At 62.5% G+C, this 14,032-nt stretch carries 14 protein-coding genes; all 14 read left to right on the top strand.

Annotated elements, in window-relative coordinates:
* Positions 1-131: 131 nt before the first annotated feature.
* On the top strand, positions 132-803 hold the full coding sequence (locus ACM6G4_RS20000; protein ID WP_236709744.1) for a GntR family transcriptional regulator: 672 nt from the start codon (positions 132-134) through the stop codon (positions 801-803).
* Between the two features lie 114 nt (positions 804-917).
* Positions 918-1,850: a 4-hydroxyproline epimerase gene (locus ACM6G4_RS19995; RefSeq protein WP_056724749.1), complete on the top strand. Its 933-nt coding sequence runs from the start codon at positions 918-920 to the stop codon at positions 1,848-1,850.
* Complete coding sequence (locus ACM6G4_RS19990; RefSeq protein ID WP_409079027.1) at positions 1,847-2,962, top strand: NAD(P)/FAD-dependent oxidoreductase; 1,116 nt, start codon at positions 1,847-1,849, stop codon at positions 2,960-2,962. Before ACM6G4_RS19995 ends, ACM6G4_RS19990 begins: the two co-directional genes overlap by 4 nt.
* The gene (locus tag ACM6G4_RS19985) at positions 2,955-3,191 is read left to right on the top strand and encodes a 2Fe-2S iron-sulfur cluster-binding protein (protein WP_056724745.1); all 237 of its coding nucleotides are present in this window, start codon (positions 2,955-2,957) and stop codon (positions 3,189-3,191) included. The genes ACM6G4_RS19990 and ACM6G4_RS19985 overlap by 8 nt, the downstream gene beginning before the upstream one ends.
* Positions 3,188-4,444, top strand: a complete 1,257-nt coding sequence (locus tag ACM6G4_RS19980) for an FAD-dependent oxidoreductase (RefSeq protein WP_414914444.1) — start codon at positions 3,188-3,190, stop codon at positions 4,442-4,444. The genes ACM6G4_RS19985 and ACM6G4_RS19980 overlap by 4 nt, the downstream gene beginning before the upstream one ends.
* 74 nt (positions 4,445-4,518) lie before the next feature.
* Positions 4,519-5,268, top strand: coding sequence for an AraC family transcriptional regulator (locus ACM6G4_RS19975; RefSeq protein WP_056724741.1), 750 nt, complete (start codon positions 4,519-4,521; stop codon positions 5,266-5,268).
* Positions 5,269-5,612: 344 nt separating this feature from the next.
* On the top strand, positions 5,613-6,431 hold the full coding sequence (locus ACM6G4_RS19970; RefSeq protein ID WP_046042020.1) for a transporter substrate-binding domain-containing protein: 819 nt from the start codon (positions 5,613-5,615) through the stop codon (positions 6,429-6,431).
* Positions 6,432-6,441: 10 nt separating this feature from the next.
* Positions 6,442-8,220, top strand: a complete 1,779-nt coding sequence (locus ACM6G4_RS19965; RefSeq protein WP_414914443.1) for an aconitase X — start codon at positions 6,442-6,444, stop codon at positions 8,218-8,220.
* On the top strand, positions 8,213-8,878 hold the full coding sequence (locus ACM6G4_RS19960; protein ID WP_056724739.1) for an amino acid ABC transporter permease: 666 nt from the start codon (positions 8,213-8,215) through the stop codon (positions 8,876-8,878). The genes ACM6G4_RS19965 and ACM6G4_RS19960 overlap by 8 nt, the downstream gene beginning before the upstream one ends.
* A 10-nt stretch (positions 8,879-8,888) precedes the next feature.
* On the top strand, positions 8,889-9,539 hold the full coding sequence (locus ACM6G4_RS19955) for an amino acid ABC transporter permease (protein ID WP_223541233.1): 651 nt from the start codon (positions 8,889-8,891) through the stop codon (positions 9,537-9,539).
* Positions 9,532-10,254 carry an amino acid ABC transporter ATP-binding protein gene (locus ACM6G4_RS19950; protein WP_008018646.1) on the top strand — a complete coding sequence of 241 codons (723 nt, stop codon included), beginning with the start codon at positions 9,532-9,534 and terminating at the stop codon, positions 10,252-10,254. The genes ACM6G4_RS19955 and ACM6G4_RS19950 overlap by 8 nt, the downstream gene beginning before the upstream one ends.
* Before the next feature lie 115 nt (positions 10,255-10,369).
* On the top strand, positions 10,370-11,398 hold the full coding sequence (locus ACM6G4_RS19945; RefSeq protein WP_056724735.1) for a trans-3-hydroxy-L-proline dehydratase: 1,029 nt from the start codon (positions 10,370-10,372) through the stop codon (positions 11,396-11,398).
* Between the two features lie 126 nt (positions 11,399-11,524).
* Positions 11,525-12,442: a dihydrodipicolinate synthase family protein gene (locus tag ACM6G4_RS19940; RefSeq protein WP_056724733.1), complete on the top strand. Its 918-nt coding sequence runs from the start codon at positions 11,525-11,527 to the stop codon at positions 12,440-12,442.
* Positions 12,443-12,515: 73 nt separating this feature from the next.
* Positions 12,516-13,913, top strand: coding sequence for a fosfomycin efflux MFS transporter AbaF (abaF, locus tag ACM6G4_RS19935; RefSeq protein WP_056724731.1), 1,398 nt, complete (start codon positions 12,516-12,518; stop codon positions 13,911-13,913).
* Positions 13,914-14,032: the final 119 nt, after the last annotated feature.

The raw sequence follows: 14,032 nt of genomic DNA, 5'->3' as shown, positions 1-14,032 counted from the left end.
GCCTTTACAGGCGCCCGTTTTGTTGTCGCGGGTTGCATGACCGACACTGGGTGCATCGACGTCGAACCGGGGAAGATCAGCAAAAGAATTTCGTATACCCTAACGCTATCTCACTCCAAATGACCGCCGCCGTGAACTTACCCAAACTCAACGCACCCGACCTTGGTAACACGCCTTCGACTTCGGAAATCATCACCCGCCATCTGCGCGATGCGATTGTCGCCGGGCATTTTGCCGAGGATGAGCCGATCCGCCAGGACGACATCGCCCGCCAGTTCAATGTCAGCAAGATCCCGGTGCGCGAAGCCCTCAAGCGGCTGGAGGCCGAAGGGTTGGTGATGTTCCAGCGCAATCGCGGGGCGATGGTCACGCGGGTTTCCGATGCGGAACTGGCGCAGATGTTCGAAGTGCGGATGCTGCTGGAGGACAAGATTCTGCGCCTGGCCATTCCGAACATGACCGAAGAGACCTTCGCCCGTGCCGAGCGCATCTGTCAGGAGTTTGTCGGCGAGGACGACGTGGGGCGCTGGGCCGAGCTCAACTGGGAGTTGCATTCCTGCCTGTACGAGCCGGCGCAGCGACCGTTTCTGGTGAGTCTGATCCGTTCGGTCAACGACAAGCTGGAACGTTATCTACGCATGCAGATGAGCTTGTCGGCCGGTAAGGAACGGGCCGATCACGAACACCGCGAGATCCTGGCGGCCTGCCGCGCCGGGGATGTGGACCTGGCGGTGAAGCTTCTGGACGAGCACATTGCCGGCGTCTGCACGACCCTGTTCGAGCACCTGCCCCATAGCCACTGACAGCGACGGATGCTGTGCCGATTTCGTCATCGACACAGACTAAATCCATCAAGCCGACACCCCGCCGCACGGGCCACTCTTGCGTTCACTCAACCGAATGGACGTGGCCCTCCCATGAAACGCATCTCAGTGATCGACTCCCACACCGGCGGCGAACCGACCCGCCTGGTGACCGCCGGCTTTCCTGACCTGGGCACTGGCAGCATGGCCGAACGGCGCAAGGTACTGGCCGAACAGCATGACCAATGGCGCGCCGCCTGTGTGCTGGAACCACGGGGCAGCGACGTACTGGTGGGCGCCCTGCTCTGCACGCCGGTGGACCCTGGCGCCTGTGCCGGGGTGATTTTCTTCAACAACACCGGTTATCTGGGCATGTGCGGCCACGGCACCATCGGCCTGGTGGCGTCGTTGGCGCACCTGGGCAAGATCGGCCCCGGTGTGCACAGCATCGAAACGCCTGTGGGCACGGTGCAGGCAACCCTGCACGAAGACCATTCGGTGAGTGTGCGCAACGTGCCGGCCTACCGTTATCGCAAGGCGCTGGCGGTGCAGGTGCCGGGCATCGGCCAAGTGGTCGGTGATATCGCCTGGGGCGGCAACTGGTTTTTCCTGATCGTCGAGCATGGACTGCGGGTGGCCGGCGACAACCTCGAAGCGCTGACCGCTTACACCTTCGCTGTGCAGCAAGCCCTGGAAGCCCAAGGCATTCGCGGTGAAGACGGCGGTTTGATCGATCACGTCGAGTTGTTCGCCGATGACGATCACGCCGACAGCCGCAACTTCGTGCTCTGCCCCGGAAAAGCCTATGACCGTTCGCCCTGCGGCACCGGCACCAGTGCCAAACTGGCATGCCTGGCGGCCGACGACAAGTTGCAACCGGGGCAGATCTGGCGCCAGGCCAGCGTCATCGGCAGCGAGTTCGAGGGGGCCTACGAACTGCAGGGTGAGCGCATCGTGCCGACCATTCGTGGTCGCGCGTTCATCAGTGCCGAGGCGAGCCTGATCATCGAACAGGACGACCCGTTCGCCTGGGGCATTCGTCCATGAACGAGGGCCAGGTGGCCGATGTGATCGTGATCGGCGCCGGCATTATCGGCGCCGCCTGTGCCCAGGCGCTGGCCCGTCGCGGCTTGCAGGTGCTGGTGCTGGACGCCGGCCTGCACGGCGCCACGGCCGCCGGCATGGGCCACTTGCTGGTACTCGACGACAACCCCGCCGAACTGGCCCTGAGTCAATATTCATTGCAGCGCTGGCGCGAACTGGGCGCGGACCTGCCCGACAGCTGTGCCTATCGCTGCAACGGCACGCTGTGGCTGGCGGCGAATGCCGAAGAAATGGCGGTGGCCCACAGCAAATTCCTGAACCTGCAGGCCCAGGGCGTGGCTTGCGAACTGATCGGCGCCAGTGCCCTGCGCCAGCGCGAACCGGAACTGAGCGAAGGACTGGAAGGCGGTTTGCTGATCAATGGCGACGGCATTCTATACGCCCCGGCGACAGCCGGATGGATGCTCGAAACACCGAACATCCGCCAGCGCCGGGCACGGGTCAATGCGGTCGATGGCAACCGCGTCTGCCTCGATGATGGTCACTGGTTGAGTGCCGATGCCGTGGTGTTGGCCAACGGTATCCAAGCCAACGAACTGTGCCCGGAATTGCCCATCGAGCCGAAAAAAGGCCACCTGCTGATCACTGACCGTTACCCCGGCAGCGTCACCCATACGCTGGTGGAACTGGGTTACGTCACCAGTGCCCACAACGCCACGGGGCCGTCGACCGCCTGCAACATCCAGCCGCGCCCCACCGGGCAACTGTTCATCGGCGCCTCGCGGCAATTCGGCACCACCGACCCGCAAGTCGAAGGCTGGATGCTCGCGAAAATGCTCAAGCGTGCCGCCGAGTACATGCCGGGGCTGGCCCGGCTCAATGGCATCCGTGCCTGGACCGGTTTCCGCGCCGCCAGCCCCGACGGCTTGCCGCTGGTGGGCCAACATCCACAACGTCAAGGCTTGTGGCTGGCAGTCGGTCACGAAGGATTGGGCGTGACCACCGCCCCCGGCACCGCCGATTTACTGGTGGCGCAACTGTTCAACGAAACCCCGCCACTGGCCGCACAACCTTATCTGCCCCAGCGTTTTCTCGGAGAACCGGTCTATGCCTGAATTGTTGCTGGACGGCCACGCCCTGAAAGTCGCCGAAGGCACCAGCGTCGCCGCTGCCCTGGCGTTGGCCAGTGACGGCTGCACGCGCACCTCGGTCAGCGGTCAGCGCCGTGCGCCGCTGTGCGGCATGGGCATTTGCCAGGAATGCCGGGTGATCATCGATGGCCGGCGTCGCCTGGCTTGCCAGACCCTGTGCCGTGACGGCATGCAGGTGGAGACTCGCCCATGAATGAATACGCTGATCTGTTGATCATTGGCGCTGGCCCTGCCGGGATGAGCGCCGCCCTTGCCGCTGCCCCCAGCGGCGCCCGCATTGTCATGCTCGACGATAACCCGCTGCCGGGCGGGCAAATCTGGCGCGACGGACCTCAAGCCAACGTGCCCGGTCAGGCCCGGCGCCTGCGCGAGCGTCTGGCGTCGTGCAACAACATCCGCCATCACGCCGGTACCCGGGTGATCGCCAACCCCGGCGCGAAACAACTGCTGGTGGAAGATGACGACCACGGCTGGTTGATCAGCTACGACAAACTGATTCTGTGCACCGGTGCCCGTGAATTGCTGCTGCCCTTCCCCGGCTGGACCCTGCCGGGCGTCACCGGTGCCGGTGGTTTGCAGGCGCTGATCAAGGCCGGTTTGCCGGTGCAGAACGAGCGCGTGGTGATCGCCGGCAGCGGCCCGCTGTTACTGGCCAGTGCCGCCACCGCCAAACAGCATGGCGCGCAAGTGCAACGCATTGCCGAACAAGCCAGCCTTGGCGCCGTCGCCGGTTTCGCCGCGCAACTGCCGCGCTGGCCCGGCAAATGGCTGCAATCGTTCAGCCTGTTCGACCACCATTACCGCACCGCCACCCACATACTGGCGGCGCTCGGCACCGACCGAGTGGAAGGCGTGCGCCTGCAACAACAAGGCAACATCGTCGAACTGGAATGTGATCGGCTGGCCTGTGGATTCGGGTTGATTCCCAATATCCAGTTGGGTCAGGCACTGGGTTGCGCCATCGAAGATCAAGCTATCGCGGTGGATACCTGGCAGGCCAGCAACCGCGCCGATCATTATGCGGCGGGCGAATGCACAGGGTTCGGCGGCAGTGAACTGGCCTTGGTGGAGGGTGCGATTGCCGGCCACGCTGCGGTCGGCAATCTGCAAGCCGCCAGGCAATTGTGGCCGCGCCGGGCGCGCTGGCAGGGTTTCGCCAAGGCGCTGAACAGCGCGTTCGCCCTCGACCCGCGACTCAAGTCCCTGGCCCGCCCCGACACCCTGGTTTGCCGCTGCGAAGACGTACCCTACGCGGCATTGACCGGTCACTCTGACTGGCGCGAAGCCAAACTCGCCAGTCGCTGCGGCATGGGCGCCTGCCAGGGCCGGGTGTGTGGCGGTGCTGTGCAGCATTTGTTTGGTTGGCAGCCCTCGGCACCGCGCCCACCCTTCAGCCCGGCGCGGATCGAAACCTTGATGTCCCTGGACGATACCCCGCCAGCGTGATGACCACGCCAGGGCTTTCGGCCACGCTGGCGAGCCTCTATGATCCCGGGGGTCACCCTCAGACCCCCGGCGCCATGTATCCCTCGCTCACTACCTTTAAACCTTGCGATCTGCCGACGCTGCTGAACAGCCTTCAGCCCATCGCGCCGTTGCTCGATACCCTGTCGGACGTGGTGTTTTTCATCAAGGACGGCGAGGCCCGCTACGCCTTCGTCAACCAGACCCTGGCCCGGCGTTGTGGTTTCAAACACAGGGACGAGCTGCTGGGGCGCACCGCCGAAATGGTCTTCCCGGAACGCTTCGGTCCGCTGTACACCGAGCAGGATCGGCGAGTGCTGTCCAGCGGTCGCGAACTGGCCGATCAGCTGGAGTTGCATTTGTATTATGGCAATCAGCCGATCTGGTGCCTGACCCACAAACTCGCCTTGAAGGATGAACAGGGTCGAATCGTCGGCCTGGCCGGTATCTCCCGCGACCTGCAATCGCCGCAGTCGAACCATCCGGCGTTCCAGAAACTCGCCGCCGTGGATGCCCATATCCGTCGCCACTTCGCCCGCTCCATCAGCCTCGCCGAACTGACTGCCATCGCTGGCTATTCCGTGGCGCAATTGGAGCGGCACTGCAAACGGGTGTTCCAGCTCACCCCGCGGCAAATGATTCACAAGGCGCGCCTGGAAGAAGGTTCGCGGTTGTTACTGCACACCGGGTTGCCGATCACCGAGATTGCCTTGCGCTGTGGTTACACCGACCACAGTGCCTTCAGCCGGCAGTTTCGGGCGCTGACCAGTTTGTCGCCGAGCCAGTATCGCGATAATCAGCGCTGAAGATCAAAAGATCGCAGGCTGCGCCAGCTCCTACGCCGACCGCGTACACCCGTGATTAAAGGGCGTACACCAATCCCGTAGGAGCTGCCGAAGGCTGCGATCTTTTGACAGCCAGTGTTCCTTAAAGGGGCGCCCGCGCTACCGCTGCTCCCATATGTAACACCTGCCCCCGATACCTTGGCGTCACCACATCTCGGGTTGCACCGCTATAAAACCTCTACGCCAAGGCCTGACAACTAATTCACCCATCGGACTGGAAATAGGCACGTTGATTGCTATTGTTAATATCGTATACGAAATCCCCAATACGATATTTAACAGCACTCCACATCAACGAGGCCTCTATGAAAAACCCCGCATTTGCCGTAGCCCTCAGCGCTGTTCTCAGTACCTCCTTTATCGCCACTGCCCAGGCCGACAAGCTCGACGACATCATCGGTTCGGGCAAGCTGCGCTGCGCCGTGACCCTGGACTTCCCGCCCATGGGCTTTCGCGATGCCAGCAACTCGCCGGCCGGCTTCGATGTGGACTATTGCCGCGACCTGGCGAAGATCCTCGGGGTCGAGGCCGAAGTGGTGGAAACGCCCTTCCCGGATCGCATTCCGGCACTGGTCTCCGGGCGGGCTGACGTGATCGTCGCATCCACCTCCGACACCCTCGAACGCGCCAAGACCGTTGGCCTCACCGTGCCCTACTTTGCCTTCCAGATGGTGGTGCTGACCCGCGACGACACCGGCATCAACGGCTTCGACGACCTCAAGGGCAAAGCAGTGGGCAACACCAGCGGCACCTATGAGGCCATCGCCCTGGAGAAAGACGTGAAGAACTGGGGCTCGGGCAGTTTCCGAGCCTACCAGTCGCAGAGCGATACCCTGCTAGCGGTCGCCCAAGGCCACATCGATGCCACCGTGGTCACCAACACCGTGGCCGCGGCCACCCTCAAGTCGGGCAAATACAAAAACCTGAAAGTCGCCGGTAACGCCCCGTACGTCATCGACTATGTGTCCCTGGGTGCCAAGCGCAGCGAGTTCGGCCTGCTCAACTACCTCAACCTGTTCGTCAACCAACAGGTGCGCACCGGTCGCTACAAGGAGCTGTTCGTTAAATGGGTCGGCACCGAGATCCCGCCGACCAACCTGACCGTGCCTCAGGTCTATTACTGAGATGTCCGGCATGCCTAGGCCAATTTCTCTGACCGGGCGCAGCCTGGTGGCGGGTGCCGCGCAAGGCGCCCTGCTGGTCGCCGATGTCGGCTTGAGTTTCTGGGGCGGAGTCGATCCCTGCACGGGTGAAGTCATCGACCGCCATCACCCGCTCAGCGGCCAACACCTGGCCGGCCGCGTGCTGGCGATTCCCAGTGGTCGCGGCTCGTGCACCGGCAGCAGTGTGTTGATGGAACTGATCAGCAACGGCCATGCACCGGCGGCATTGGTGCTGGCCGAAGCCGACGAAATCCTGACCTTGGGCGTGCTGGTGGCGCAGACCATTTTTGCCCGTTCCCTGCCGGTGCTGTGCATCGGTCGGGAGGCCTTCGCCGCCTTGCGCGGCCAGGCCTTCGCCCGGGTCGAAAATACAACGCTGAGCCTGTTCGATCACCTGCCGGGCGACGCCTGGCAGGCGCTCGACGGCCCACTGCCAAACACTGACAGCACCGCCTCGATCCGGCTCACCGAGCACGATCGGGCGCTGCTCGATGGTCGGCATGGCAAGGCCGCGCAAATGGCCATGCAGATCGTCCTGCGCATGGCCGAACTGCTGGGTGCCGAGCACTTGGTGGATGTCACTCAAGCACACATCGACGGCTGCATTTACACGGGACCGGCGAGCCTGCGCTTTGCCGGGCAACTGGTGCAATGGGGAGCAAAAGTGCGAGTGCCCACCACCCTCAATTCAATTTCCGTCGACCAGCGCCGTTGGCGCGAACTGGGGATCGACCCGGCACTGGGTGAACCGGCCAGTGCCTTGGGCGATGCCTATATGGCGATGGGCGCACAGCTCAGTTTCACCTGCGCCCCGTACCTGCTCGACACTGCACCGAAGGCTGGCGAACAAATCGTCTGGGCGGAATCCAACGCAGTGGTCTACGCCAACAGCGTGCTCGGTGCACGCACCCTGAAATACCCGGATTACCTGGACATCTGCATCGCCCTCACCGGTCGCGCGCCGCTGATCGGTTGCCACCTGGACACGCAACGCAAGGCCCGGTTGCAGATCGAGTTGCCTGCCCTCGGTGAACTGGACGATGCCTTCTACCCGCTGCTGGGTTACCACATTGGTGCCCTGGCCGGCAGTCGCGTGCCGCTGGTGCGGGGACTGGAAAAACGCAAGCCGAGCCTGGACGACCTCAAAGCCTTTGGCGCGGCCTTCGCCACCACCTCTGCGGCGCCACTGTTCCACATCGCCGGGGTCACCCCGGAGGCCATTGACCCGGCACAGGTGCTGGATGCGGACATTTCCATTGCCGTGGAAAAGATCCGCCTGAAGGACCTGCTGTCGAGTTGGCGCGCACTCAACAGTGCTCGCGATAACCGGGTGGATGTGGTGTCGCTGGGTAACCCGCACTTTTCCCTCAGCGAGTTCGCTCACCTGGCGCGACTGTGCCGGGGACGACAAAGACACCCGGATGTGGTGCTTGCCATCACCTGCGGCCGTGCCGTGTTGGAGCAGGCCCGCGAGGCCGGGCACATCGCCGTGATCCAAGGGTTTGGCGCGACCCTGGTCACCGACACCTGCTGGTGCATGCTCGGCGAACCCGTAATCCCCCTGGCGGCCAAAACCCTGATGACCAACTCGGGCAAATACGCCCACTACGCACCGGGCCTGGTCGGCCGCAAGGTGCACTTCGCCAGCCTTGCCGAATGCGTCGACGCGGCCTGCACCGCAACGGCCAGCGGACGTTTGCCGGCCTGGTTACAACCTGCTGCCCTACTGGAGAGCCCTGCGCATGTTTGACTACAGCTTCCAATGGCGCGCCGCCCTGCGCGCCCTGCCGGACATGCTCGGCGGTGCCATCGTCACCTTCGAAACCGCCGCGCTGTCGATGATCTTCGGCGTGCTGATCGCCCTGGCGCTGACGGTGATGCGCGAGGCCAAACACCCATTACTGCGCGGGTTCGGCAACGGTTGGGTATCGATTGCCCGCAACACCCCGTCGCTGTTCCAGATCTACATCCTCTACTTCGGCCTCGGCTCGCTGAACCTGCACGTCAGTTCCTGGTTCGCCCTGCTGGCCGGGATTACCTTCAACAATGCCGGGTATCTGGCGGAGAACTTTCGCGGCGGCCTCAAGGCCGTGCCGAACACGCAGGTGCGTGCGGCGCGTTCCCTGGGCATGAGTGCCTTCCAGGCCTACCGCATGATCATCGTCCCGCAACTGCTGCGGATCGTGTTCTACCCGCTGACCAATCAGATGGTCTGGGCGGTGTTGATGACGTCGCTGGGGGTGATCGTCGGGCTGAACAATGACCTGACCGGCGTGACCCAGGAATACAACGTCAAAACCTTCCGCACCTTCGAGTATTTCGCCATCGCAGCGGTGCTGTATTACTTGATTGCCAAGGCGATCGTCGCTGCAGCCCGGCTGATGGCCTGGCGGTTGTTCCGTTACTGAGGAGCTGTCCATGTTTTTCACCGATTTTTCCTCGAATGACCTGATGTTCCTGCTCAACGGTGCGTGGGTCACGATGCAACTGACGTTCTGGTCGATCATTCTCGGCTCCTTCGCCGGGTTGTTCTTCGGCCTGCTGAGGGCCTTGTTGCCACGGGCCAGCCTGCCGCTGGCCTGGGTGCTGGACGTGTTTCGCAGCGTGCCGTTGCTGATCCAGTTCGTGCTGTTCAACTCACTCAAAAGCATCGTCGGCTTGAACATCAGCGCCTTCAGCGTCGGCTGCATTGTGCTGGGGGTTTACGCGGCGGCGTACTTCACCGAGATCGTGCGGGCCGGCGTGCTGGCGGTGCCGTTCACCGTGCGCCGGGCCAGCCGTTCGCTGGGGCTGAGCTTCTTGCAGGACTTGCGCTGGATCGTCCTGCCGATGGCCACCCGGGTAGCGTTCCCCGGCTGGCTGAACCTGGTACTTGGTGTCATGAAAGACACCGCGCTGGTGATGTGGATCGGCATCGTCGAACTGCTGCGCGCCTCGCAAACCATCGTCACCCGCATCCAGGAACCGTTGCTGGTGCTGTGCATCGCGGGCCTTATCTACTACGTCATGAGCCTGGTGGTCGCACGCCTGGGCGCTCGTCTGGAAAGAAGGTGGCAAGAAAATGATTGAGATCGACAACGTACATAAATCCTTCGGCAACCTCGAAGTGGTCAAGGGCGTCAACCTGACGGTGAACAAGGGCGAAGTGGTGTCGATCATCGGCGGCTCCGGCTCCGGCAAATCGACCTTGCTGATGTGCATCAACGGTCTGGAACCGATCCAGAAAGGCAACATCCGCGTTGACGGCGTCGAGGTCCATCACAGCGCCACCGACCTCAATCGCCTGCGGCAGAAAATCGGCATTGTGTTCCAGCAATGGAATGCCTTCCCGCACCTGACGGTACTGGAAAACGTCATGCTTGCGCCGCGCAAAGTGCTGGGCAAAAGCAAGGCTGAAGCTGAAGAACTGGCGGTCAAGCAACTGACCCACGTCGGTCTGGGCGACAAGCTCAAGACCTTCCCCGGCAAGCTGTCCGGTGGACAGCAACAACGCATGGCCATCGCCCGCGCCCTGGCCATGTCACCGGACTACATGCTGTTTGACGAAGCCACCTCGGCCCTCGACCCGCAGTTGGTCGGTGAAGTGCTGGACACCATGCGCATGCTCGCCGAAGACGGCATGACCATGGTCTTGGTGACCCACGAAATCCGTTTTGCCCGGGACGTGTCCGACCGTGTGGCGTTCTTCCGCAATGGCCTGGTGCATGAGATTGGTTCGCCGGATCAGGTGATTGGCAATCCGGTGCGTGCGGAGACTGCAGAGTTTCTGAAATCAGTGAAATAGCCACTGTCCCCATCGCGAGCAAGCTCGCTCCCACCCTGATCTGTGTACGCCGCAAACCCTGTGGGAGCGAGCTTGCTCGTGATGAGGCCTTCACAGGCGAAACAAGGAGCAAACCATGCGTTCATCGAAAGTCATTCATGTAGTCAGCTGCCACGCCGAAGGCGAAGTCGGCGACGTGATCGTAGGCGGTGTCGCCCCGCCGCCCGGCGCCACCGTGTGGGAACAGTCGCGCTGGATCGCCCGGGACGAAACCCTGCGTAACTTCGTCCTCAACGAACCCCGCGGCGGCGTGTTCCGCCACGTCAACCTGCTGGTCCCGGCCAAGGACCCACGGGCGCAGATGGCCTGGATCATCATGGAACCGGCGGACACCCCGCCGATGTCCGGCTCCAACTCGTTGTGCGTCGCCACCGTATTGCTCGACAGCGGCATCCTGCCCATGACCGAGCCGCAAACCCGCCTGGTGCTGGAAGCGCCCGGTGGCCTGATCGAAGCCGTGGCCGATTGCCGCGATGGCAAGGTCCAGCGAGTGGAGGTCAAGAACGTGCCGTCCTTCGCTGATCGCCTGGATGCGTGGATTGAGGTCGAAGGCATCGGCTCGCTGAAGGTTGATACCGCTTATGGTGGCGACAGTTTTGTGATTGCCGATGCCAAAGGCCTGGGTTTTTCCATCAGCCCGGATGAAGCCGCCGATCTGGTGGCGGTCGGTCTGAAAATCACTCGAGCGGCCAACGAACAACTGGGCTTCGTGCATCCGCTGAACCCCGAGTGGTCGCACATTTCCTTCTGCCAGATCGCTGCGCCCATCGTCCATGAGAACGGCATCGCCACCGGTGCCAATGCGGTGGTCATCCAACCAGGCAAAATCGACCGCTCCCCCACCGGAACTGGTTGCTCGGCGCGCATGGCGGTGTTGCAGGCCAAAGGCTTGATGCAGGTTGGCGAGCGCTTTATCGGCCGTTCGATTATCGGCTCCGAGTTCCACTGCCGCATTGATTCGTTGACCGAAGTCGCCGGCCGCGCCGCGATTTACCCGTGTATTTCCGGCCGGGCCTGGATCACCGGCACCCATCAATTGCTGCTCGACCCAAGCGATCCGTGGCCACAAGGCTATCGCCTGTCCGATACCTGGCCCGGCGCCTGATCGCGGCATGCCTGAACACCGGACCAACGGCGCATAAACAACCCCTGAAAACTGAAAAAAGCACTAGCCGAAATTTGTCATTTTAAATATCGTATACGAAATACAATTAACGAACCGGAGGCAACAATGAGCAAGCGCATTAACTGGAGTGGCGTCTTCCCTGCAGTGACCACTCAATTCAACGATGACTTCACGATCAACCTGGATAAGACACACCAGGTGATTTCCAATGTGATTCGCGATGGCGTCTCAGGCCTGGTGGTCTGCGGTTCGGTGGGAGAGAACACCTCGCTGACCGCCGAAGAGAAAATCGCCGTGACCGAAGTCGCTGTCGATGCCTCCCGCGGTCGCGTACCGGTGATTTGCGGCGTGGCCGAGTTCACCAGCATACAAGCGGCCAAGGTCGCCAATGCCGTACGCCGGGTCGGCGTCGATGGCGTGATGCTGATGCCGGCGCTGGTCTACGGTTCCAAGCCGTTCGAGACCGCCGAGCATTACCGCTACGTGGCGAAAAACGCCGACGTGCCACTGATGGTCTACAACAACCCGCCTATCTATAAGAATGACGTCACCCCGGACATCCTCATTTCCCTGGCCGACTGCGACAACGTGGTGTGCTTCAAGGATTCTTCCGGCGACACCCGCCGCTTCATCGACGTGCGCAACGAAGTCGGTGACCGTTTCGTGCTGTTCGCCGGCCTCGACGACGTGGTGCTGGAAAGCATCGCCGTGGGTGCCGAAGGTTGGGTCTCGGGCATGTCCAACGTGTTCCCGAAAGAAGGCGAAACCATCTTCCGCCTGGCCAAGGCCGGGCGTTTCGCCGAAGCCATGCCGATCTACGAATGGCTGATGCCGATCCTGCACCTCGATGCCCGTGCCGACCTGGTGCAGTGCATCAAGCTGTGTGAAGCCATCGCCGGTCGCGGCAGTGCCTTGACCCGTCCGCCACGCCTGGCCCTGCCGGAAGCCGACCGCGTATTCGTCGAGCAGATCATGGCCAAGGCACTGGCCAACCGCCCGGAACTGCCGGACGTCGGTCTCTGAGTGATTGTCGGGCGGGCCTTTACCGGCCCGGCCCGGCTGCCCGCTTTTTTGCGCCTTAACAAGGTACGTCAGCATGTCGAATCCTCAACACACGCAAAGCGCAACCTCACCCTCCGGACTCAAACGCGTAGTAGCCGCCGCCATGGCTGGCACCGTCGCCGAATGGTATGAATTCTTTCTCTACGGCACCGCCTCGGCATTGGTTTTCGGCAGGCTGTTCTTCCGCCAGACCGACAGCCCCATCGACGGCATCATCGCCGCCTTCGCCTTGTACGCGGTCGGCTTTCTCGCCCGGCCGTTGGGCGGGTTGGTATTCGGTCACTACGGTGACAAATTCGGCCGCAAACGCCTGCTGCAACTGAGCCTGGTCGTGGTCGGCATCACCACCTTCCTGATGGGTTGCCTGCCTGGCTTCGACCAGATCGGTTACGCAGCGCCGGTGCTACTGGTGCTGTTGCGGTTGATCCAGGGCTTCGCTTTCGGTGGCGAATGGGGCGGCGCGATTCTGCTGGTGTCCGAACACTGCCCGGACAATCGTCGGGGCTTCTGGGCCAGTTGGCCGCAAGCCGGAGTGCCGGCCGGCAACCTGGTGGCCACGGCCGCCCTGCTGCTGTTGTCGTCGAACCTGTCAGAGCAACAGTTCCTGGCCTGGGGCTGGCGCGTGGCGTTCTGGTTCTCGGCGGTAGTGGTGTTGATCGGTTACTGGATTCGCACCAGCGTCGATGACGCGCCGATCTTCAAGGAAGCCCAGGCCCGTCAGGCACAGACCCAACAGCAACAGCTCGGTGTGGTGGAGGTGCTGCGTCATCACTGGCGCTCGGTGTTGGTGGGAATCGGTGCACGCTTTGCCGAGAACATCCTCTACTACACCGTGGTGACGTTCTCGATTACCTATCTGAAACTGGTGGTGCACAAGGACACTTCGCAAATTCTGCTGCTGATGTTCGGCGCGCACCTGGTGCACTTTTTCCTGATTCCGCTGATGGGCTATCTGTCGGACATTGTCGGGCGCAAGCCGGTGTACCTGACCGGCGCGGTGCTCACAGCGTTCTGGGGTTTCATCGGTTTCCCGATGATGGACACCGGCAACAACTGGCTGATCATGGCCGCCATTACCCTGGGCCTGGCCATCGAATCGATGACTTATGCGCCTTACTCGGCGCTGATGGCTGAACTGTTCCCGACCCACGTACGCTACACCGCTCTGTCCCTGTGCTACCAGGTGGCGCCGATCTTCGCCGGTTCCCTGGCACCGCTGATCGCCATCACCTTGCTCAACAAGTACAACAGCTCGACTCCGATCGCCTGGTACCTGGTGGGCGCCGCGCTGATTTCCGTGGTGGCGGTCGGCCTGACCCGCGAGACCCGTGGCAAGTCATTGCGCCAGGTGGATGCCGAGTCGGCGGCGCGGGTTGCTGCCGTGGACGCAGCCTTGCCAGCCACCCCGTGCCGGGGTGATTCGTTGGCTTGAGTGCCTCAAAAGATCGCAGCCTTCGGCAGCTCCTACAGAAATGGTGTCCATCCGTTAATGCCGGGTGAATACGGTCAGTGTAGGAGCTGCCGAAGGCTGCGATCTTTTGCCCTTTATCT

Origin of the sequence: Pseudomonas sp. IT-P258 (genome assembly GCF_949767825.1) — a bacterium.
GTDB lineage: Bacteria > Pseudomonadota > Gammaproteobacteria > Pseudomonadales > Pseudomonadaceae > Aquipseudomonas > Aquipseudomonas monachiensis.
The sequence above is the reverse complement of the archived record's forward strand: the minus strand, read 5'-3'. Positions and strand labels throughout refer to the sequence as shown.

Coding starts and splice junctions, on each gene's coding strand:
- ACM6G4_RS19995 (WP_056724749.1), top strand. CDS start 918: ATGAAACGCATCTCAGTGATCGACTCCCACACCGGCGGCGAACCGACC.
- ACM6G4_RS19990 (WP_409079027.1), top strand. CDS start 1,847: ATGAACGAGGGCCAGGTGGCCGATGTGATCGTGATCGGCGCCGGCATT.
- ACM6G4_RS19985 (WP_056724745.1), top strand. CDS start 2,955: ATGCCTGAATTGTTGCTGGACGGCCACGCCCTGAAAGTCGCCGAAGGC.
- ACM6G4_RS19980 (WP_414914444.1), top strand. CDS start 3,188: ATGAATGAATACGCTGATCTGTTGATCATTGGCGCTGGCCCTGCCGGG.
- ACM6G4_RS19975 (WP_056724741.1), top strand. CDS start 4,519: ATGTATCCCTCGCTCACTACCTTTAAACCTTGCGATCTGCCGACGCTG.
- ACM6G4_RS19970 (WP_046042020.1), top strand. CDS start 5,613: ATGAAAAACCCCGCATTTGCCGTAGCCCTCAGCGCTGTTCTCAGTACC.
- ACM6G4_RS19965 (WP_414914443.1), top strand. CDS start 6,442: ATGCCTAGGCCAATTTCTCTGACCGGGCGCAGCCTGGTGGCGGGTGCC.
- ACM6G4_RS19960 (WP_056724739.1), top strand. CDS start 8,213: ATGTTTGACTACAGCTTCCAATGGCGCGCCGCCCTGCGCGCCCTGCCG.
- ACM6G4_RS19955 (WP_223541233.1), top strand. CDS start 8,889: ATGTTTTTCACCGATTTTTCCTCGAATGACCTGATGTTCCTGCTCAAC.
- ACM6G4_RS19950 (WP_008018646.1), top strand. CDS start 9,532: ATGATTGAGATCGACAACGTACATAAATCCTTCGGCAACCTCGAAGTG.
- ACM6G4_RS19945 (WP_056724735.1), top strand. CDS start 10,370: ATGCGTTCATCGAAAGTCATTCATGTAGTCAGCTGCCACGCCGAAGGC.
- ACM6G4_RS19940 (WP_056724733.1), top strand. CDS start 11,525: ATGAGCAAGCGCATTAACTGGAGTGGCGTCTTCCCTGCAGTGACCACT.
- abaF (WP_056724731.1), top strand. CDS start 12,516: ATGTCGAATCCTCAACACACGCAAAGCGCAACCTCACCCTCCGGACTC.